The 21,422-nt window shown below is 41.4% G+C and carries 22 protein-coding genes and 1 pseudogene; 13 read left to right on the top strand and 10 right to left on the bottom strand.

Going from position 1 to position 21,422, the window contains the following annotated elements; all coding sequences use genetic code 11:
* The 11 genes from HWQ41_RS12375 to dcm all read left to right on the top strand — a co-directional run.
* Nucleotides 1-1,278, top strand: a 1,278-nt coding sequence (locus tag HWQ41_RS12375) for a hypothetical protein (RefSeq protein WP_292763102.1), incomplete at its 5' end; no start/stop codon positions are given.
* A gap of 38 nt (nucleotides 1,279-1,316) precedes the next feature.
* Nucleotides 1,317-1,892: a hypothetical protein gene (locus tag HWQ41_RS12370; protein ID WP_292763100.1), complete on the top strand. Its 576-nt coding sequence runs from the start codon at nucleotides 1,317-1,319 to the stop codon at nucleotides 1,890-1,892.
* 69 nt (nucleotides 1,893-1,961) lie between these two features.
* Nucleotides 1,962-3,698, top strand: coding sequence for a VgrG-related protein (locus HWQ41_RS12365; protein WP_292763097.1), 1,737 nt, complete (start codon nucleotides 1,962-1,964; stop codon nucleotides 3,696-3,698).
* A gap of 72 nt (nucleotides 3,699-3,770) precedes the next feature.
* Nucleotides 3,771-4,268 (top strand): PAAR domain-containing protein, encoded by a 498-nt coding sequence (locus HWQ41_RS12360; RefSeq protein ID WP_292763094.1) that lies wholly within the window; start codon nucleotides 3,771-3,773, stop codon nucleotides 4,266-4,268.
* 67 nt (nucleotides 4,269-4,335) lie between these two features.
* Nucleotides 4,336-4,716 carry a hypothetical protein gene (locus HWQ41_RS12355; RefSeq protein WP_292763091.1) on the top strand — a complete coding sequence of 127 codons (381 nt, stop codon included), beginning with the start codon at nucleotides 4,336-4,338 and terminating at the stop codon, nucleotides 4,714-4,716.
* A 326-nt stretch (nucleotides 4,717-5,042) separates the two neighbouring features.
* On the top strand, nucleotides 5,043-5,456 hold the full coding sequence (locus HWQ41_RS12350; RefSeq protein WP_292763142.1) for a GPW/gp25 family protein: 414 nt from the start codon (nucleotides 5,043-5,045) through the stop codon (nucleotides 5,454-5,456).
* A complete protein-coding gene (locus HWQ41_RS12345) occupies nucleotides 5,453-7,648 on the top strand; it encodes a putative baseplate assembly protein (protein ID WP_292763088.1) in 2,196 nt (731 codons plus the stop codon). Before HWQ41_RS12350 ends, HWQ41_RS12345 begins: the two co-directional genes overlap by 4 nt.
* A gap of 110 nt (nucleotides 7,649-7,758) precedes the next feature.
* Entirely contained in the window at nucleotides 7,759-8,793 is a 1,035-nt protein-coding gene (locus HWQ41_RS12340; protein WP_292763085.1) for a phage tail protein, read from the top strand.
* Between the two features lie 88 nt (nucleotides 8,794-8,881).
* The gene (locus tag HWQ41_RS12335) at nucleotides 8,882-10,081 is read left to right on the top strand and encodes a DUF4159 domain-containing protein (protein WP_292763082.1); all 1,200 of its coding nucleotides are present in this window, start codon (nucleotides 8,882-8,884) and stop codon (nucleotides 10,079-10,081) included.
* 438 nt (nucleotides 10,082-10,519) lie between these two features.
* Entirely contained in the window at nucleotides 10,520-11,152 is a 633-nt protein-coding gene (locus HWQ41_RS12330; RefSeq protein ID WP_292763079.1) for a hypothetical protein, read from the top strand.
* Nucleotides 11,153-11,259: 107 nt separating this feature from the next.
* A complete protein-coding gene (gene dcm / locus HWQ41_RS12325; RefSeq protein ID WP_292763076.1) occupies nucleotides 11,260-12,600 on the top strand; it encodes a DNA (cytosine-5-)-methyltransferase in 1,341 nt (446 codons plus the stop codon).
* Here the strand turns inward: dcm and HWQ41_RS12320 are convergent.
* The 5 genes from HWQ41_RS12320 to HWQ41_RS12300 form a co-directional block, all read right to left on the bottom strand.
* A complete protein-coding gene (locus tag HWQ41_RS12320) occupies nucleotides 12,571-12,930 on the bottom strand; it encodes a type II toxin-antitoxin system PemK/MazF family toxin (RefSeq protein WP_292763074.1) in 360 nt (119 codons plus the stop codon). The genes dcm and HWQ41_RS12320 overlap by 30 nt on opposite strands.
* Nucleotides 12,917-13,147, bottom strand: coding sequence for a CopG family transcriptional regulator (locus HWQ41_RS12315; protein ID WP_292763072.1), 231 nt, complete (start codon nucleotides 13,145-13,147; stop codon nucleotides 12,917-12,919). The genes HWQ41_RS12320 and HWQ41_RS12315 overlap by 14 nt, the downstream gene beginning before the upstream one ends.
* 60 nt (nucleotides 13,148-13,207) lie before the next feature.
* Entirely contained in the window at nucleotides 13,208-13,780 is a 573-nt protein-coding gene (locus HWQ41_RS12310) for a Uma2 family endonuclease (protein WP_292763069.1), read from the bottom strand.
* 52 nt (nucleotides 13,781-13,832) lie between these two features.
* On the bottom strand, nucleotides 13,833-14,627 hold the full coding sequence (locus HWQ41_RS12305; protein ID WP_292763066.1) for a Tab2/Atab2 family RNA-binding protein: 795 nt from the start codon (nucleotides 14,625-14,627) through the stop codon (nucleotides 13,833-13,835).
* 274 nt (nucleotides 14,628-14,901) lie between these two features.
* The gene (locus tag HWQ41_RS12300) at nucleotides 14,902-15,717 is read right to left on the bottom strand and encodes an ice-binding family protein (protein ID WP_292763064.1); all 816 of its coding nucleotides are present in this window, start codon (nucleotides 15,715-15,717) and stop codon (nucleotides 14,902-14,904) included.
* Nucleotides 15,718-15,862: 145 nt separating this feature from the next.
* Here HWQ41_RS12300 and HWQ41_RS34290 point away from each other — a divergent pair.
* Nucleotides 15,863-15,940, top strand: a pseudogene (locus HWQ41_RS34290) (ribbon-helix-helix domain-containing protein); the annotation flags it as partial.
* A 301-nt stretch (nucleotides 15,941-16,241) separates the two neighbouring features.
* Here HWQ41_RS34290 and HWQ41_RS12295 read toward each other — a convergent pair.
* Together HWQ41_RS12295 and pheT are read right to left on the bottom strand one after the other, a co-directional pair.
* A complete protein-coding gene (locus tag HWQ41_RS12295) occupies nucleotides 16,242-16,511 on the bottom strand; it encodes a YciI family protein (RefSeq protein WP_292763059.1) in 270 nt (89 codons plus the stop codon).
* A 105-nt stretch (nucleotides 16,512-16,616) separates the two neighbouring features.
* Nucleotides 16,617-19,067: a phenylalanine--tRNA ligase subunit beta gene (gene pheT, locus HWQ41_RS12290; protein WP_292763058.1), complete on the bottom strand. Its 2,451-nt coding sequence runs from the start codon at nucleotides 19,065-19,067 to the stop codon at nucleotides 16,617-16,619.
* 232 nt (nucleotides 19,068-19,299) lie between these two features.
* Between pheT and HWQ41_RS12285 the strand changes: the two genes are divergently transcribed.
* Nucleotides 19,300-20,331, top strand: coding sequence for a hypothetical protein (locus HWQ41_RS12285; protein ID WP_292763057.1), 1,032 nt, complete (start codon nucleotides 19,300-19,302; stop codon nucleotides 20,329-20,331).
* A gap of 66 nt (nucleotides 20,332-20,397) precedes the next feature.
* Here HWQ41_RS12285 and HWQ41_RS12280 read toward each other — a convergent pair whose 3' ends face one another.
* From HWQ41_RS12280 to HWQ41_RS12270, 3 genes are read right to left on the bottom strand one after another with little or no spacing between them, the layout of a single operon-like run.
* Nucleotides 20,398-20,802 carry a PIN domain-containing protein gene (locus HWQ41_RS12280; protein WP_292763054.1) on the bottom strand — a complete coding sequence of 135 codons (405 nt, stop codon included), beginning with the start codon at nucleotides 20,800-20,802 and terminating at the stop codon, nucleotides 20,398-20,400.
* Nucleotides 20,799-20,999 (bottom strand): type II toxin-antitoxin system VapB family antitoxin, encoded by a 201-nt coding sequence (locus tag HWQ41_RS12275; RefSeq protein WP_292763052.1) that lies wholly within the window; start codon nucleotides 20,997-20,999, stop codon nucleotides 20,799-20,801. Before HWQ41_RS12275 ends, HWQ41_RS12280 begins: the two co-directional genes overlap by 4 nt.
* A gap of 39 nt (nucleotides 21,000-21,038) precedes the next feature.
* Nucleotides 21,039-21,401 carry a response regulator gene (locus HWQ41_RS12270; RefSeq protein WP_292763050.1) on the bottom strand — a complete coding sequence of 121 codons (363 nt, stop codon included), beginning with the start codon at nucleotides 21,399-21,401 and terminating at the stop codon, nucleotides 21,039-21,041.
* Between the last annotated feature and the right edge of the window lie 21 nt (nucleotides 21,402-21,422).

The following is a 21,422-nucleotide window of genomic DNA, read 5'->3' as shown; positions in this document are numbered from 1 at the left end:
CCACTTCCTACCACATCACCTGAGATTAGTGAAACTGCGATCGCACCACTTCCTACCACATCACCTGAAATTGGTGAAACTGCGATCGCACCATTAATTACCGCCACATCGCCTGAGATTAGTGAAACTGCGATCGCACCATTAATTACCGCCACATCGCCTGAGATTGGTGAAACTGGGAGTATTTTCAGGAAAATTCTTGACAATGAACAACCAGTAAAATCAGAATTTTCCTCTGCGGTAACAAATCCTGAAATATCAACCTTTGTTGATACCTCAGATAATCCAGATATCCCAGAAGAACCAACTTCCCCACAAGATGAGGTAAGCACAGTACCTAAAGTTGAGCAAAATGCGACCATTAAAAATTTGCCAGCACCTAAAGGTTATGCTACTGGTGGTCATCTGACAGACTCCCACGTTGAAAATCGCCAGCAGATAGCACCCTTGGATACTGTACCAGCAATGCTTACGCCTGGGGAGTTTGTGATTAATACCAGAGATGCACAGAATAATTTACCTTTACTACCTCACATCAACACTGGTGGGACACCGCAGGATATTATCCTTCCAAGTTTACAGACACCCAATTTTAAGGAATCAGAAGAAAAAACTTCTCCAGAAACTCCGACTAAAGTCGATTCTTTTCCAGACACTTCATTGCAGCTAAAAAGCGCTGAGACTCACTCACCTCAGATATCTAAATCTTTAATTCCTTCTTCCTTGGGGTTGGATATTGGAAAACAGAAGCTTTCGATCCTCAATTCTCCACAGCTTAATCTTCTTCAAAACAAAACAATTCATGTTGATGAACCTTCACCTCAATACTCATCACCTCCCCTCATTTTCCGAAAAGCAAATCCCATCACTAACACACCTTCCCAAGGGTCAAACACACCTTCTCAATGGTCAAGTGTGGAAGATTTACTAAATGGAAATAATGATGAATTCACTAGCTTCAACTTTAGTGATATGGAATCTAACAGCAAAAATTCTGAATTTTCTCATGTTTCAGAATCACCACAAGTTTTTGCTAAACACCTTCCTACACCTAGAGGTTTTGCTGATGGTGGAGAAGTCACTCCAGCCGACATATCTAGAGAAATAGAACCAGTAACCGAGACGATAGAGAGCGTATCCTCATCTTCTCAAGAAGATAATAAAGATGATACGGCTGCTCTTGAAGCTCTAGCCCGTGAAATTTATAACAGATTACGACAACGGGTAGAAATTGAGCGAGAGCGTCATGGCGGTTTCTCAGGTCGATTACCTTGGTAAATTCTCATTCAGTAATTAATTTTCGGAGAAATACTCAAATGGCAAGTCCAGCAATTATTGTTATTCAAAAGCGTCAGCCCCAACTTGAGAAAGCCAAACTTATAGCTTTTAACGGTGAAGCACCAGATATTGAATTAATGTTTAATCCCACAGACATTAGTTTTGCTCGGACTGTTAAGTGGGAAAGTAGGCAAGGTAATAGAGGAACAACTCTACTTCCTAAGGTAAATTTTTCTGGAGTTGAACCTTACAAGTTCACACTTAAACAGTTACTCTATGATACTTATGAAACGAAAGAGTCGGTGATGAAAAAGTATATAGATGACATTAAGAAAGGTGTAGAAACTATGAGTACAGCAACTGACAGTCGTCCACCTGTTTACATATTTACATGGGGGTCAGAGTATTTTTATTGTGTAATCACGAGTCTAACTTACACTTTAAATATGTTTCTTAGTGATGGTACACCAGTCAGGGCACTGGTAGATATAGCTTTGCAAGAAGTAGATAAAAAAAACCTTCCTGGAGGAAAAACATCATCTTCTAAAGGCAAAAATACTCCGCTAGATCAAAAGCTGGGAAAAACTGAGCAACCAAAATTACCAAGGCGATAAATTAGTATTGATTACTACTTTGTGATTCAAGACTGCTCGAAAAATCTCATAGTTAAAAAAATAATAGTTATGCCTCCTAAAAAAAGCCTTTATTTAAGCGAACCTAAAATCCAGATAGACGGAAAACCCGCTTCGCCTGAATTAATGAAGGATGTGTTGCAAATGACAATAGAAGAAAGCCTTCATTTGCCAGCAATGTTTACGCTAGTAATACATAATAGCTATATTTCCACATCTGACCAACCAGAAAACAAGCCTTGGCGATATGAGCAGTTGTTTAAAATTGGTAAGAAAGTGAATTTGGGTTTTACTTCGAGTACTACTCAAGATAAGAATTTTCAAAAGGAAATAGGAGAATTCTTGATTGAAGGCGAAATTACAGGGATGGAAGTTCACTTTAATGAAAAATCTGAAGCTCATATAATTGTTCGCGGCTATGATATTTCCCATCGTCTTCACAGAGGTCGTTATAATCGTTCTTTCTTGAATGAAACTGATAGCGGCATAGTCAAAAAAATAGCTAAAGAAGTAGGGATAAGACTTGGCGATATAGACTTAAGTGGCGCAGTGCATAAGTATGTCTTCCAAGAAAACCAAACTAATATGGAGTTTTTGCGTGAAAGGGCTGCCCGTATTGGTTTTGAACTATTTGTTACAGATGGCCAAATAAATTTTTGCAAACCAAAAGCTCAGAAAGCTTTACCACTAGAATGGCTAGTTGATATTAATAAATTTAGTATTCGCGTCACCAGTGCTGAACAGGTGAGTTCTGTGGAAGTACGTGCCTGGGACTATACCAAGAAACAATTGATTACCCAAACAGCTAAGAAAGAGAAGCAATTAACCGAGACAGGTAATCAGCTAGGAAGTAGTACCAGTAGTGCATTTCCCAATCTTAAGTCCCAGGAAATGATTGTTGTAGATAAACCCGTTGCTAGCGCAAAAGAAGCAAAGACTATGGCTCAGGCTCTGTGTGATGAACTGGGAGGAGAATTTGTTTATGCAGATGCCAAGGCAGAGGGGAATCCTGATATTCGACCGGGGCAAGTAATTGATCTTCAGGGTATGGGCGATCGCTATAGTGGTAAGTATTATGTTACAGAAACACGCCATTTCTACAGTAATCGGATTTATGACACTGATTTCAGCGTGCGAGGACTACGTTCTGGTGACTTATTCACAACTCTATCTACACAAAAACGCTTACAGCCATCTGAGACTTTATTAGTGGGAATTGTAACTGATAACCAAGACCCAGAGGGATGGGGTAGAGTGAAGGTCAAGTTTCCCACCCTCACAGAAAAAGATACAAGTGACTGGGCGAGAGTTGTAGCTTTGGGAGCAGGGAAAAACAGAGGTTTCGACTGTTTACCAGAGATAGACGATGAAGTACTGGTAGGTTTTGAGCATGGCGATATTCACCGTCCCTATATAATTGGCGGAGTATGGAACGGGAAGGATGCACCACCGGAAAAGGTGCGTGACTCAGTTGCAAAACGTGGCGTAAGATTACGCACCTTTAAAACTCGTGTCGGACATACTCTACAGTTTATCGACGAAGATAAACTCACTAGTAAAACAGGTATTCGCCTAGAAACTAAATACGGTCACAAAATCTATCTCAATGATAGTCAAAAGTGTATAGTGATTGAAACCAAACGTGGTCATACAATCACAATGGACGACATCGCTAGGTCTGTTTCAGTGGAATCAAAAGGTAATTTGTCATTAGATGCTGTTGGAAATATAGACATTTCAGCCAGGGGGACGATTACAGTCAAAGGTCTGATGATTCGCCTTAATTAATTACGAATTACCAATTATTTTGATTCGGCTTTTTTAAAGTTTGATCATGAAAAATATTATTAGGAGGTTGTCATGGGTAGACCAGCAGCAAGAATTACCGACAATGTAGCGCATCCCTTACCGCCAGTATTGACAGGAGGCCCAGGTAGTCGCAATGTGTTGATTGGGTCTTTACCTGCGTGGCGGGGTGTGCTTGCAGCAGCAGTACCGGCTTTGCTATCTGCCAAACAAATTTCTGATACGGTTGTCCTAGCAGCTGAGACTGCTACTAAGGCGGCGGCTGGTACACCAGGGGCACCTGCTGCTTTAGCCGCCGAACAAACTACAAAGACAACAGCATCAGCTACTATGGGTAGCACAATTAGTGCTGCTGCCGCCGGTGCTGATATTCATAATTGCGTCACACCCTCGCCCGTACCTCCACATGGCCCCGGTGTTGTAATTGACGGTAGCAAGACAGTATTGATTAACAACCTGCCTGCCTGTCGTATGGGCGATACTATTATAGAAGCATTAGGGCCACCGAATAAAATTATCAAAGGTAATCCCACTGTTTTGATTCGCGGCTGATTAAAGAGGCAAAAGAGCAGAGGGAATCAAGCTTTATCTAAAGCTTATTTACACTTCAACTGTGGTTATGAATGGTGAAGCTGTGGTAACCACAACTAATTGTGTGATTAGAAAAGTTAAAGCTGTCGTTACCACAACTTCAACTGTGGTTATGAATGGTGAAGCTGTGGTAACCACAACTGATTGTGTGATTAGAAAAGTTAAAGCTGTCGTTACCACAACTTCAACTGTGGTTATGAATGGTGAAGCTGTGGTAACCACAACTGATTGTGTGATTAGAAAAGTTAAAGCTGTCGTTACCACAACTTCAACTGTGGTTATGAATGGTGAAGCTGTGGTAACCACAACTGATTGTGTGATTAGAAAAATTAAAGCTGTTGTTACCACAACTTCAACTGTGGTTATGAATGGTGAAGCTGTCGTGACTAACGCATCACCTGTTAACTAAATGGACATGATTATATCTGACAATTCAGGTCATGTTGAAAAGCTAACGATTGACCTAACCCCCTAGCCCCCTTCCCGTGTCGGGAAGGGGGAAAATTTAAAGTCTCTCTCCTTGTAGGAGAGAGAAATAGAAGTGAGGTTTTCCAGATCCTGTGAAAAGTCAGAATTATATCTATGCCAACTTGAGAAACCCGCTTATTAAGCGGCTTTTCCCTCTACCTCCCCTACCCCCCTGCCTCTTCAACCTCGACCTTTGGCGAATAGGCTTAAACCTTCTGTGGCGATATCTTTGAAGATATCCATGTAACAGCTGTCTAAGTGCCAGATATGGTTTATGGTCGTCAACGAGCCTATTTGGGAACAGGTTGGGCTTATCCACTGCATTTAAGTGTGCAAGGTGGGATACAACTTAGCCGTGAAGATCAAAAAGTTAAAGAATCTATTTGGATTATCCTCCGCACGGGAGTAGGTGAGCGGGTTTATCGACCTACGTTTGGTTCGCGCTTGTCAGAACTGGCGTTTGCAACCTTGAATAGCGATACCCTACTGCGAATTCGTCTTTATGTCTTGGAAGCTTTAGAAGTTTGGGAACCACGCATTATTATCGATGAAGTTCTCACTGATCCTGACCCTGTGCGTGGCAGAGTGGATATCATCATCAATTATCGACTCAAAGACGGCCCCGATATTTATAGTTTTGTTTATCCTTATTATTTGGTTTCAGCTGGGGAGGAATCGTGAACTTTGACTTTCTACCAAAATTACCTTCTTCCAATTTAGACGATCGCGCCTTCGATGATTTGGTGGAAGAATGTATTATGCGTATTCCTCGCTACTGTCCAGAATGGACAGACCACAACCTCAGTGACCCAGGAATTACGCTAATTGAGTTATTTGCTTGGTTAACTGACCAGATGTTGCTCAGATTTAACCAAGTTCCTCGCAAAAATTATGTCGCTTTTCTAGAATTACTGGGTATTCGTCTCCAACCTCCCGCCCCAGCCCGCACGGAATTAACTTTTTATTTAAGCGCTGCACTGCCTGAAGCCTACACTATTCCGGCAGGATTAGAAGTTTCAACGATCCAAACTGAAACTACAGAAGCTATTACCTTTAGTACAGATTCTCCTCTAATTATCGGCAACCCCCGCATACAACACTTTTTAACTGCCCAAACCACCGAGGATATTCCCCAATCTTTGCGAGAAAGAGTCACAAGTTCATGGAATCGTGAATCTAACGGTTACTGGACAGGTAATGAACAACCGATATTTGAGGAGGAACCCCAGCCTGGTAACTGCTTTTATTTAGCGATCGCTTCTGATGATCCTCTAGATGGTAATGTTCTAGATATTACTTTTCAAGGAGCCGCAGCTACGCCAGCTGGTATTAACCCCAATCAACCGCCTCGGAGGTGGTCAGCCTGGGATGGAGAACATTGGCAACCAGTTTTATTTCAAGAGTCAGATGATGAGACTCGCGGCTTCAGTTTTTACGAACTCGCTGAACAGGGTGGTAATCCGTCTGAAGGAGCAGATATCCGTCTGCATTTACCGCAAAATTGGCCTGTTACCAACTTTACCTCTTACCGGGGTCGCTGGCTACGCTGTAGCTTTATGACTACAGAAGCGAATCAATCTGGTTACAATCGTCCACCACGAATTACTGGTTTAGCAGTGCGGTCAATTGGCGGTACAGTTAGGGCTAGTCACAGTACCTTTATTGAAGATGAGCGCTTAGGAATTAGTGATGGTACACCCGGTCAGACTTTTGAATTACAAAGCGCACCGATTTTAGAACGCCGAGAAAATGAGTATATTTTAGTTACTCCCGCTGGTGGATTGCCTCAGAAGTGGACTGAGGTGAGAGATTTTGCAGATTCTGGGCCCCATCACTTTCATTACACCATCGATTCGATCACTGGTACAATTCAATTTGGGCCGCTGATTCGGGAACCTAGCCAACTTAAACAGCAAACATACGTGCGAACGCGAATCCAGCAACCATCACTAGATGACACATCTGTACAAGTTATTGAAAATAACCAGTCTGAACACCAGTACGGCGCAATTCCTCCCCGTGGCTCAGAGATTAAAATGGTTGCTTATCGTACAGGTGGTGGTAGAGAAGGCAATGTTCAACCTGGGGCAATCCAGTTTTTGAAGTCTGCATATCCATATATTGCTAGTGTGATCAATCGTGTCCCAGCAATCAATGGTGCAGATGCCGAATCGCTGGAGCAAGCTGTGATCAAGGCTCCGCGCATCCTCCGCACGCGCGATCGCGCCGTCACTGCCGAAGATTTTGAAGTTTTAGCTCAACAGGCGGGTGCTGGTGCGATCGCTCGCGTCCGTTGTTTGCCAGCGAATTCTCAAAGACAAGCTGGTATAGTTAGTTTACTGATAGTTCCCTATGCAAACACAGATGCGATCGCCCAAGGCGATGGCATGACACCAGAAGATTTTGCTCTCAGTAATGCACTCCAAGAGCAAATTTTAAGTTACTTAGATGAAAGACGCTTATTAGGGGTACAAATAGAATTACAAGAACCAAATTATGTAGGTGTTTCTGTACAGACAGAAGTTGCTTTAGAGCCAGCATACGACAACCCTTTTGCCAGAGAAGAAATTCGTCGGAATTTAAGGCGATCGTTGTATAAATATTTAAATCCATTAACTGGAGGCATGGACGGCAAAGGTTGGCCATTTGGGCGACCAGTTTATACATCAGATATTGTAGCCTTACTGCAACAAACCCCAGGCGTGCGTCATTTAGGCCCCGTCTTGCTGTTTCCCATCCGCAAGCAAGGAGAAAATTGGCGACGACAACCATCGCCAGAACAATTGATTGACCCAGGATCGGAAGGTTTGATATGTTCTTGGGCTGATACCAATCTACGTTCAAATCACGATATCCAGATCATTAATCGCTGATTAGTCATTGGTCATTTGTCATTGGTCATTTGTCATTTGCAAACAACAACTGACAAAGGATAAAGGACAAAGGATAAACCCATTTACATTTGGTAATCAGGAAAGAAGTTATGGTTCAAAGTCGCTCTAGTCCAGCTGTACGCATTCAATTAACCCCAATGCAAATTCCCGAAGCTTTACCTGTGGCAGGTTTAGCATTTGCAAATGCGGAAAACATGGATGTAGCTGGACGTAGTTTACTCTTGCATCCTGGGCATCCCAGCGAGATGATTGTGCAAGTGCAAAACTTAGAACAGCGTTCTTTGCGGGTGAGCTTAAGCGTTGAAGGAAACTTTCCGTCCCAGTGGTGTCAGATTGGCACAGAAGGCAGTGAGATACCGCCTCGCGGACAAATGGATGCTGTCCTCTACTTCTCAATTCCCGACACATTTTTTGAAGACCAAGAAGCAATTTCCCCTGGAAAAAAAGACAAACTAGCGCTCAATTTTCGCAGCCTAATTACTCTACACATAGACCCAGGCACTGACAACGAACAAATCGAGAGAAGCGAGTATTTCGATTTATACATCCGTCCCTACACTGCCTACATGGAATTCTTGCCAATTTTGTATCGGGAAGTAGACTTTATTGGTCGCTTCATGAAGATATTTGAGCAAGCTTTTCAACCAATAGTTGATAGTTACAACGTCATGTGGGCAAACCTCGATCCCTTGACAGCACCGCAAGCACTACTACCCTTTATGGCTCACTGGGTTGCTTGGCAAGTAGATTCAATTTGGGATCTCCAGCAACAGCGGCGTTTAATTCGCCGTGCTGTAGAACTTTATCGCTGGCGGGGAACTCGTAAAGGATTACGTCTCTATTTACATCTTTATACTGGTTTACCTCTAGACGAACATTTACCTAATGAAGCTGATAAACATATTAGTATTACAGAACCTTTTGGCCCAAGTTTTATTATAGGAGAGGCACAATTAGGAAATGCAGTTTTAGCAGGTGGGCAACCATATCACTTTATAGTGCGTTTGCGTTCCAACATTTCCGGTGGCATCATCAACGAACAACTTCTTCAAAGAATCATAGAACAAGAAAAACCTGCTTTTTGCACCTATGAACTATCTATCGAAAATCCTCCTAACCAATAAAATATCAAACTTCTTCTCTCTGCGACTCTGCGCCTCTGCGTGAGCTTTTCTTAATTTTGAATTTTGAATTTTGAATTTTGAATTACTTATGTCCCATCCTTTCCCACCTCCACCAATCAAATCCTTTGAACGCCTGCAAGCCGCAGACGGTTTACTAATCAATGCAGAACGCTGGCGCACAGCCCATGATTACCACCGTAATCGGCAAAATGCCCAATATCAAAGTTTAAACCAACCAGGAATTGTCTGCGGTTTAGGCGTTCGAGATGTGACTGCCCCCAGCCAAGTAGAAGCTAAATATCGAGATGGACGTTGGGTGCAAATTCAGCCTGGTATTGCAATTGATTTAGCAGGTAATCTAATTGTTGTACCGACCTCTTATGATTTTCCTATTGATATAGAAGTAGCAAGTTCAGAACCAATCATGATCTACTTAGTAGTTAGCTATGTAGACCCTGATGAATTGCGGCGCGGACAGCAAAGGGATATTGTTCAAGAAACCTATAGAATTGACCAAATAAACTCTATACCAGCCAGTTCAGAAATAGAAATATGCCGGATACTTCTGCAACCCGGACATACTGAAATTAATCAACCTGCGGATGCTTTCTTTCCTGGATATAACAATATTGATTTGCGTTATCGCCGTCAGGCACAAATGCGTCCTCAAGCACTTGTGTGTATGGCGCAGGCGAATCATAGTGATCCTGAATGTGCGCGTAATTTTTTCAGCCTTTCGTACTTGTTACAAGCAGTAGAACCCCTATATCCCAGTTTGCGAGGGGCTGATGAACCAGGTCAGGTTTCTTTAGGAGAAAATATCCAAGACTATGACATACTTTATCTGACAGGTGGACAAGCCATATCTTTAAATAGTCTCGAATTTGAATCGCTAAAAAATTACTTAAATTTAGGTGGTGTGCTTATAGTTGATGCACCAACAAATGCTAATTCTCTGATTGAGAGTACTCAAGCATTGGCACAACAGTTAGAAAGTCCTTTAAGACCCTTAGAAGAATTGCAACGGAGTCATCCTTTAAGGACAAAACCGTTCTTATTTGCTGCCTTGCCAATGGTTAATCAACAACAGATTAAACTGTTAATCGGTGGAGGAATTATTTTAGCGATTGGAGATATAGCAACTGCTTGGGGACTAGATAGAGAATTGAATTTACCCAGATTGACCATTCGTACAGCTCAGGAACTCGGAATTAATATTCTTCACTATGCTTGGAAGCGGCGACAGTTGATAGGTTTGCAACAGGAAGATAATTCAGGACAGTGGTGAAAGCCAAGTTAGCGGGACTTAAACATTTTTGAGTGAGAAACAAGCCTCAAATTAATGCAGGGTAAGGGAAATACACTAAATGCTCAAAAATGGCCCAAACCCAGATATAGCAAAAACTCAAGCAAAACGATGTCAAAGCCTCTTTGTATATACATTTGAGGCTATTTTTTTATGGGTGTTTTTTGTCTAAGTCCCACTAATAGACGGTTTATTTGCTCTACTAAGTAGGTGGTTGGGAAAATTTACAAGTATGTCATTGCGAGTGAAACGGAGTGCAACGTTCGCGTAGCGTCTCGTAGAGAAGCAATCGCAAGGACTTTGATGGTTTTACATTTTGTTACATAGTTAGGTTAATTCGTGCCGACTTACTTAGGTTCATCTCATCACATATAAGAGCGACTATACCACAGTGTTCAATATCTTGTACTCTGATATCTAATGGTGAATCTCTCATGCTTCAAAAATACAATATTTTGCGATCGCACCTACGGAATGCGGGTTACTATGCTGAATCCAAATTATCACAGAACCGTTGAGGAACTGCGTAAGTTAGCCTCTATGTTTTGGCCTTCAGAATTATCTAGACAAGAAGCTGAACTTAGCATAATTCCAAAACTCATTGAAACTCAAGACCAATTTATTGCTATTTTGAGCGTTGATGTGTCTAGCTTAGAGGGATTATTTCAAATTGTTAATTCTTCAAATATGTCAGCAAATCTCTTTCTAAAACATTTACTCGTGCTAGCTGATTTTGGCGGTGAAATGCTTCAGCGATTAAACAGTCAATTTAACACAATCTTCTCTTTGGGAAAGTTAGATTATTTATGGAATACACAAAATTATAACTATAGTTTTCGAGTTTTGCCTGTACTGGGTCAACTTAATAACAGTAAACTTGGTATCAGTGGCAAAAAACTACTAGAAAATCAACCTCTTTCAGAACTGCACAAAGGCATAATAGCCGTAGTTTTGTTTAGTGGTAGTTCTATTGATGAAAAAACAGCAGAAATATTAGCAAAGTGTGAAATTGGTAACTACATCGGTCTACCAGATAAATTGCTTTTCTCTTAAAGAGCTTGATGTGCTTTGTAGTTTTTTAAAGGAATATTTTTTGTAAAAACAAGTAAGCCTACGTAATATATGATATTAAACTTTGGGATAAAAGTAACTTAATATCTATGCCTAAAATTCGGTTTGTGGATTTATTTTCAGGAATAGGGGGAATTAGATTAGCCTTTGAACAGGCAGCTGATTCTTTAAATATAGAAAGTGAATGTGTTTTCAGCAGCGAAATAAATTCAGATGCTCAATTAGTTTATGAAAAAAACTTTGGTCAAAAAGCTTTAGGTGACATTCGATTAATTGATCAACTACCAGAACATGAATTTTTATTAGCTGGGTTTCCTTGTCAATCTTTTTCTCATGCTGGTAAAAAAGAAGGGTTTGTTGATATACGAGGCACGCTATTTTTTGAAATAACAAGATTACTCAATACCTATAAACCACAAGCTTTTATTTTTGAAAATGTCCGAGGGCTTTATAGTCACGATCAAGGGCGAACCTTAGCAACAATTAAGCATGAAATTCAAAAAAGAGGTTATAGTTTTCATGCTTTTTTACTCAACAGTGCAAACTTTGGCTTACCGCAAAATCGTGTCCGCATTTATCTGCTAGGAATTTTAGATGCTTCTCCCACTTTTGAATTGATTTCTGACGTGGGACCTAAAGACTCGCATTCATATAATCCTCAGCAGTTATCTTTATTTTATCCACCACAAAAATCTGTGACTGTTGCCGACATTTTGGAAAGTAATCCAGATGAAAAATATAATTGCTCACCAAAGTTTGTCAATGCATTGCAACGAATATTTAATAATGACTTAAATCGCTTACATGGGATAAGGCTGATTGATTATCGGGGTGGAAACTCTATTCATTCCTGGGATTTAGGATTACGTGGCGAGTGTAGTGCCGAGGAGATTGAACTAATGAACTGTTTCATATTAAAGAGACGGAATAAAGAATTTGGACAAGAACAAGATGGCAAACTATTAACTCATGAGCAAATAGCTAGCTTTTTTGAACACCCCGATTTAGGGAAAGTTTTGAATTCACTAGTTACAAAAAAATATCTAAAACTTATTAATGATAAATACAAACCTCTATCAGGTAACTTTTCATTTGAAGTTTATAAGTTTGTAGATCCAAATAAGATTTCGGTAACCTTGGTTGCTAGTGATGCTAATAGATTAGGAGTTTATCACAATCAGAGAGTGCGGCGATTAACTCCGCGAGAAGCTGCAAGGCTGCAAGGTTTTCCTGATAGCTTTATACTTCATCCCAATGATGATAAGGCTTATTATCAACTAGGAAATTCTGTGAGTATTAATGTAGTCAAAGCAGTGGCCCAGGAAATAATTATAAAAACCTTATATTCTACTCAAGAAAGAATAGATAAATCTGGGCGTTCACTTTATTCTCTAACACCCCTAAACCACAAATCCCAGAACTACATTTAAAGCTGTATGAATAAGTTCCCAGTACTCTGACTCTAGCACACCCACCAAACCCAAAATACGACTATGGTCAACAGCACGAATTTGCCCAACATCAATAAAACGGTCTTGGTCTAGTCCATTATTTGGTGTTGCTTTCACATTCACAACGTAGGGGGCTTGTTTACTTCTGGGCCGAAATGGCATGACAATTGTCAGCAACCCATACTGATTCATGATGTCATTTTGCACAATCAAGCAAGCGCGGATTTTCTTTACTTCACCCCCCACTGTTGGATCAATATTCACCCAATGTATTTCTCCCCGACAATAAGTTAAGTTATTCGCTGGCATTTATGTCATCTCCAGCAACGCTATCCCAAGTAGCAATTTCAGTTTGGTATTCTGGATCTTCAGCATCCTGCTTGAGTGCTGCAATCATTTCTATTGCTAAAATTTGGCGGCGGTGTTCTGCCAGCAATGTATTAATGTATGCACTACGATTTCCATGTGCATACTGATCTACAAATTGCAGAATATCTTCTTCTAAGGTAATTGTCACTTTGAGCATCTGTATGAATTTTTAGTATTACTATTTAATATGATTTTATCATCATATAATTTGCCAAGTCTATGTTTCTGGAAAGGACACATCTTCATAAATGTCCGCTAGGGAACAGGCAAAGTTTAGACTGATTAACTGTAATTCTTGATTTCCTTTATAACTATATAAAACCCATCTTCCCTCAGCATTGCGACGAAAACAATCAACACGCTGGCGGGTTTGACTGATTAAGACGTATTCTTGAAATGTTTCTAATTCTTGATAGTCAATAAATTTATCGCCTCTGTCAAAAGCTTCTGTGGATGGGGAAAGAACCTCAATAATTAAACAGGGATAACGTTTAAAATATTCAAATTTTATATCTCTTTGGTCACAAGTAATTAGGATATCAGGATAATAGAAAATATTTAGTGATTCAATACGAGCTTTCATATCTGTAGCGTAAAGGCGACAACTAGTACCGCGAACATGATTTCTCAAGAGGGCAATGAGATTAGTCGTAATTGTGACATGGGCATCACTCGCCCCTGACATTGCATAGATTTGCCCTTGAATATATTCGTGTTTATTCAGGCTGGATTTTTCAGCTTCTAGGTATGCGTCTGGAGAAAGATAGGGGTGAAATTTGCTAAGAGTCATAAGCAATTCAAAATTCACTCAATAAACAGAACAATATTTTTGGCAATTAATATCAATATTCTGTGCGTAATAACCAAAAGCCGCTATAAGTCATACCAGAATCATCGGGTTGAACTAACAAAAAATGCAATCCTCGGCAATGCTTTTTTCGTTGTTCAAATGCTTGGGCTGCTGTTGTAACTTCTGGATCTTCAAAAGTGGCAACAATCCATCTATCCACTAAGCCAGCTTCTAATATTAAGCCATCCGGTGCGCCAGAAATATAGTTTAACGCCACAGAACGGGCTTGCTGCAACCACCGTGCTAGGCGCATTGATTGCCGTCCACCATAAATTACTACACCAGGGACGGGTACTGTTGATGCCAAACCCAAATTTATCGGCTTGAGATGTTCTGGGATGTGCAAAATGGGAATGGGGCGATCGCTAAATCTCGTTTCTACATCACTAGCAGCTAGAGTCGCAAAACGCCATTGTTCTCCCCAGAGGTTTTCTGATAATGGTGCTGGGGGCGGTTTATCCAGCACTGAGGGATATTGCTTTTCTTGTAACCACTGCTTCAACGCCAAGGTGTGGCGGGTAGGTTCGACATTAATACCTAAATTGCGTCCAGCGGCCTCAATTAAACTTAGAGACTGAGGACGAAATACCTGAATCACATCCGGCAATTTTTCACCAGATGCCAATTCAAGTTGAGTAGCAACCCAATTAGAATTTGCTGCTGACTGGAGACAGCTAGCTTCATACTCAAAGCTGCGAGTTGCGTCACAAATCAACAACTCCCATAAAATTTGTCCAGATGCATCTGGCAACGGACGACGATAAAAATCAGCCTGCCAAATTTTCATAAGTGGGGAGTGGGGCATTCCTGAGAGGTTAAGATAAAATGCCTTTTATCAATCAGTTAAAATACTCAAAACAGTCTTAATAAGAATGAGGAGAGGGGGATGAGGCGAACATCGCTCGCCTCATCCCCCTCTATTTAATTATTATTATGCTTTTGGTAAAATACTGGTAACATTTTAAACAGATAAGTCTGATTAACAATTCGGGGCCTATCTTTTTCTACCATAGATTGCTACACTCTTTGCCAATCAAGTATTTCAAAAAACTATTTGCAACCTACCACCCTTTTCTAAATCTTTTGCTGAAGGCGAATAATAGACCCACTATCCCGGAGCCGATAACACCAAGTGATGAGTCAGGTTCTGGAACCTCTGCTACTTCCTGTGGCTTTGGCTTTGTATAGCAGGTGCTGGAAACCTTGTTAGTATCCATCGTCACGGCACCATTTTGCGCCAAGGCTCTACCGCAGTCAATGTTTACGCCAGTAGTCAGGGTGATGCTCGTGAGCGCTAGAATATTTCCCTGGAACTGAGTGTAGGTTCCGAGAGTCGCGGAGCTGCCGATCTGGAAAAACACATTGGCAGCTTCACCGTTGGTCGTGACAACAGACGAGTAGCTTGCGGTGGTGAGGGTGCTGGCTATCTGGAAAACGAAGAGCGCATTCGGGTCGCCTAGATTGTCGAGCGTGAGTTTTCCTGTCAACTGAGCCGATGAGCTAAAAGAATAGACCCCAGGTGTGAGCGTCATTCCACCCAGATCCAGACCAGTCAACTCCTTAGTGGGACTCAAGGCTGCTAAATAATTGTACGCACTTGCGTTATCCAGTTGAGCCTGAGCCGCAACTGCATCAGATGTGAATATCCCTCCGTTCACGACCCCGACCGCTGGAGAAAAGCCAGTAGCTGAAGAACCTGCGTTGACACCCAGAGATTGCGTGATGAGGGACTTGCCGGTATTAGTCACCGTCGAGCCACCCAAGACCCCGAAGTTATCCGCCGTTCCCAGCAGAGAACCGGCTTTTGCTGGAGCTTGAAAACTGGAGAATGCCACGATTCCCAAGACTATTGCGTATTTGTAGTTTATTTTAAACATTATTTTTTAAGTGCTATCACTTATTGCTAATTGGTCTTAACAAATACAAGTATGCTGGTATCTCAAAGAAAAAAATTGTGTTTTATTTAACCTTTACGCAATCTTTAGGGTTGTATAAAGGCGGGATGAATTTGCACTTGACAAAGACCGAAGTAGTCAAGCATTGCTGGCAGAAGCTTTAAATGATTTATTTGAAAAATATGCCAGGAGTCCGATTGCTTAAGCTTGTACGAAAAATTAAATAGATTTTTATGCAGTATTAGTTGACTTGGGAGACGTGGTAGCTGATGAATTAGCTTTACCATTTGACAAAAGTCTAGGGAGCATCCACTTTTGGAAGAAACACCGGGCGATTGGAAATCGCGGCTACACAAACGAAGTCCGCCTACGCGGACTCTCTGAAACCCGCGCAGGCGGGTTTAGTTTGTATAGCCCCAGACTTCTAGTCTGAGGGCGAGATCCGCCAAAAGTGGATGCTCCCAAAGTCTATTTACCTTAACCTGGCAAGAATGCCCAATAACAATTTAAAAAGCCTGAATCCATTCTTTGACAGAATATTCAGTCCAGATGCCATTTTTCCAGTAAGGATCGTTTTCAATTAACTCGCGCACAGTGGCTTCGTCTTCGGCTTCGTAAATCCCAAAAACTTTTGTGACATCCTTGGTGGGGCCGATGGTAATCAGCACACCGGATTCTTTCTGTTTTGCTAATCCGTCTAAATGAGCTTGACGGTGAGGGACACGTTTTTTGAGAACGTCTTCGCAGTAAGTTCCCCAGAGTACATATTTAGGCATAGCTAAGACTATTTTGGATTTTAGATTTTAGATTTTGGATTTTGCAGCCAGTGCATCGGGGATTGAGGAATTATTAATTCCTCACTCCTAGCAAATGACAAATGACTAACTTCTCAGGTTGACGCCGAATTTTTCCACCAAGGCTTCGCGGACTTTATTGTGTACTGGTTCAACTTCTGCCTCAGTCAGAGTGCGATCGCTAGCCCGATAAATTAGACGGAATGCTAAACTTCGCTGTCCTTCAGGGACATTTTCGCCACGATATTCATCAAATAATTCCACCGATTCGAGCAAATCTTTACCAGCTTTGGTAATTACTTTTTGAATTTCGGCAACTGAGATTTTCACGGGTGCGAAAAAGGCGATGTCGCGATCGCTAGCTGGATAGGTAGAATAGGGCTGGAATGTTGGCACAAGGACTTCATCTTGTTCTAGAGAATCTAAAAGTACATCTAGATCCAACTGGAAAACATAAACGGAATCTGGTAAGCCTTTCTCTCGTCGCAATTGGGGATGGAGTTGCCCAAAAATACCCAGTCTATTACCCCGAATCCACAGGGAAGCGGTGCGTCCTGGATGTAAGCGATCGTCGCGGCGATCGGGTTGAAATTCTACTTCCAAGGCAAGTTGCCGAAATACACTTTCTAAAATGCCTTTGGCTTCAAACCAGGTGATGGGTTCTTCGCGTCCACTTTTTGACCATTTGCCAAGAGTGCGATCGCCTCCCACAATCCCCGCCAGGGCTTCTGTTTCTTGCAAACCGTCTTCTTCTCGCCAGAAAATTTGCCCGATTTCAAAACCGTTGAGGGCACCATTACCTTGCTCTAAATTGTATTGAAAGGCATCAATTAACCCAGAGATCAAATCGGTTCGCAGCGCTGAATATTCGACAAATAAGGGGTTTGACAGTACTATGTTTCTGTCTTCTCCTGGTTTGACTAAAGAATAGTGGATTAATTCTGTCAATCCTTCAGCCCGGAGGAAAGCTCGTAACTTGCGAATCAATTCTTGATCTAAAGGCAGATAGCCAGCTTCGGCTTTTTCTGGTAGGGTATCACAAAATTTGTTGTAGCCATAGAGACGGGCAATTTCTTCAATTAAATCAATTTCCCGCTCTAAGTCGCGGTAACGATAGGGTGGGACAGAAACTGACCATGTGGGTTGATGGCTGCTATCTTCTCCTGAAGGAGTTAACTGACATCCCAATGCTGTCAGGATGCGCTCAACATCTTGTTCTTGGAGTTCACCTGTATCCTCTTCCAAATCGATTGGCCCCAATATCTGATTAACTCGGTCTAAACGCAGTGCGATCGAACGACTCCAAGTAGACGGATGGGGGCGGGTGTCGGCAATTTCCTGCTGGACAAGAATTCCACTAGCTAATTCGCTAATTAAGGATAAGGCGCGGCGATTAGCTATTTCCAACTCAGCCCGGTTAACTCCCCGTTCATATCTGCCAGAAGCCTCACTTCTTAAGCCTGCACTGCGGGAAGAACGGCGAATTGCCACAGAATCAAATAAAGCTGCTTCTAAAACTAGGCTTTGAGTACCTTCATGGACTTCCGTTTCTTGTCCACCCATGACTCCCGCCAGTGCAACGGGTCTGTCGTTAGCGGTAATTAATAAATTTTGGGTTGATAGGGTGCGAGTTTGTCCATCCAGGGTTTTGAAGGATTCTCCAGCAGTGGCGAAGCGAACGCCGATGGTTAAATTTTCGCTACTTGCGACAGATTGTAGGCGATCGCGGTCAAAGGCGTGTAGTGGTTGTCCCCATTCCAACAAAACGTAGTTAGTAATATCCACAACATTACTGATGGGACGTACTCCAGCAGCCCGCAAACGCTGTTGCAACCATTCGGGAGATGGAGCAATTTTGACCTGTTCAATTACCGTACCAATGTATGCAGGACAAGCTTGGGTATCGGCAATTTTTAAAGCTAAATTTCCGGCACTTTTGGAAATAGAGACTTCACCAGGTTCAGAAATGCTCAACTTTCCACCCGTCAAAGCTGCTACTTCCCGTGCTACACCTACCATACTCAGAGCATCAGCGCGATTAGCAGTTGCAGTTAAGTCTAAAATTACATCATCTAAACCCAACAACGGACGCACATCACTACCCAATGGTAAATTTTCCTGGGTAAAAATATGAATTCCGTCTACATCAGTGGGCAAACCGAGTTCCTTTAAAGAACAAATCATGCCCTGAGATGCGACACCACGCAATTTTGCAGGTTTAATTTTTAAATCGATGTTGGGTAAGTAAGTACCCGTAGTTGCCACTGGCACATAGATATCTGCCTTCACATTGGCAGCACCACAGACAATATTTAAAATCTCACCTGCACCGATATCCACTTGGCAAACACTCAATTTATCGGCGTTGGGATGGGGTTGACGCTCAAGGACTTTCCCGATCACCACGCCATTTGCCCAAGTGCGGCGGTCTTCAATCTCTTCTACCTCAAACCCCGCCATTGTCAGGGTTTCGGCTAATTCTTCTGGACTAAGTTTTATCTCTACTAGTTCGCGCAGCCAATTTAGAGAAATACGCATGGAGTGTGCTTGTTTTAGGAATCGTCTTTTGCTCTTATTTTAGGGTGCCTACTAGCGAGCGATGGCTACTCGTCCCGCAAGGTGTACCCTTTCACTTGAACAATCCTACTACGTTAGACTGGCAGAACAATATTATTGAGGCAGAAATTTGTGGTATGGAGTTACAACAAAGATGTATTTTCAGGTTATGGACAGCTTTGAAATCTTATAGTGTGTCGTTCTTAAGCTTTTAATGATGGAAGAAAACAATGAGTTTGATAGACTTGTAAATAAAGTTAAACCTCTTGTCAAAAGTTGGACTCGCGATCGTAGTGGCTTTGGGTCTTTTCAGCATTACAAAAAAAATTTATCGTATACTGCACTTTTAGTTATGGAGTCCGGTATCTTCGTGTCACCAAAATCATTATCAACTCCAATATTTTTAAGAGAAGATTTATTACGTCTATTGATTAGCAACTACAGGGATTTTTATGAAAATATTTTGACTAATCCAAATACATTTCAGCCTCGTACAATCTGGGCATTATTTTGGGCTATTTCAACAGCCGAGCATCAGTTCATGTTCAGATTTACTCCATTTTGGAGTAATGAGGAAAGGCTAACTGGTCATTTTGTTTCTCAAATTATGGAGAGGCTTGAAGATTTTGGTGTTCATTGGAAGCAATTAACAGAAGTAACACAACCATCTTTGTCTGAGATGCGAGTTTATTATGCAGATACTGCGAATGAAAGTCGAGAGGCTTTTACAGGTGCAGATTTTGGTCTTATCATTCAAGCACGTTATGAAAACCAACCAGAGTTCTTTAAGGTTGCACGATTTCAAGCCAAGAAAGTTGAAGGAGGTAGCGCTGGTATCGATTTAGAACAACTAGAAGCGCTGCTCCAACATGAGGGACTTGGCTATTTTATCTTCTATCATCGTTTCGATATTAAAGAGTGGACACCTCCTCCAATTGTAAAACCAGCAGATTTTTATCAAAAGCAATTAGAAGAATTAAAAATAAAGCGGAAATACATAACCGATCCTATGAACGGTTACGAAAAATGTTGCGATTTCGCATCTTTTGTGACGTTTGGTTTAGCTGATCCAGCTTCCGAATACGGAGTTATCGAGTCTCGTGCAGACGATGCAGTTTCAACACTTATGGCACTTGATATAAGCCCATTGAAAAAACCTAGTCGAGTGATGATTATTTCTATTGGTGATAATGTATCTATTGTTGATTGGGAACAGTTACTTAGAGAGTACATGGAGCCAATATAACTTTGTTACAATGCGATCGCCTGAGATGAAAATTTTTAACTTGAGTGCAGGGTAAATAGCGTAGACTTAGCATTGAAACAACGTTATCGGAATATGCTGACTGAAATTATCAAAATCTTTATCTGTGGTTATTATTGTGTAATTTCTCCGAGATGCAGTGGAACAAATGAGGAAATCTGTGTTTGCACCTTGTATACCATTGCTTCGGCAAGTGTTATAAAACTCAGAAGCAAGTTCATAGTCTTCCATATCTAATTCAAGATTGGGAAATGCACGGAGATAACTTTTTAGCCGATTGTATTGGTTAGCGTCACGAATCCCTGAGAGTATCTCTTGTCGGACAGCACCCAGCAAAGCAACTCGACCATCAGTAATTAATTCTCGTAACACTGCAACATGGGGTAAGTTGTCAACTTTATAATTGCGTCTGAGAGCTAAAGACCAGACGGAAGTATCAACAATGACTTTCATCTACTCCGGCGTTGTTGCTTGTAGTCATAATCATCTTCGTATTCAATCGTGCCAAATAGCTCCAGAATTTTCAGTTGCTTTCGACGTTGTATATACTCTCGTAATGCCTCTTCAACAACGGCATCCTTAGTTGGATGACCACCAAGTTCCAGAGCTTCCTTAATTAAGTTTTCGTCAATTTCTAGATTAGTAGCCATGTACAGATTCTTCTAATTAATAATTACGAATTATCTCTCTTACTCTACAAGAGATTTGAGCGCATTTAGTAATTGTTGTTTAGTAAAAGGCTTAGTTAAATAAACATTTGCACCTTGTCGCATTCCCCAAATTCGGTCAATCGGCTGATTTTTGGAACTACAAATAATAATTGGTACTTTTTGAGTTGCTGGATTTCTTTTCAGTTGGCGACAGAATTCAAAACCGCTAATTTCTGGCATTACCACATCAGTAATAATCGCATCTGGCTGGTGATTTATTGCCTTGCTCATCCCATCTTTGGCATCATAAGCTTTAATTACCGTGTGTCCACTGTCTCTTAAAAAACTATTGATTAACTCCAACTGAGAAGGAGCATCTTCGACAACTAAAACTGTAGCCATATTGATTTATCCTCACTAGCT

The organism is Nostoc sp. NOS(2021) (assembly GCF_017115025.1).
In the GTDB taxonomy this organism is placed as follows: domain Bacteria; phylum Cyanobacteriota; class Cyanobacteriia; order Cyanobacteriales; family Nostocaceae; genus Nostoc.
The sequence above is the reverse complement of the archived record's forward strand: the minus strand, read 5'-3'. Positions and strand labels throughout refer to the sequence as shown.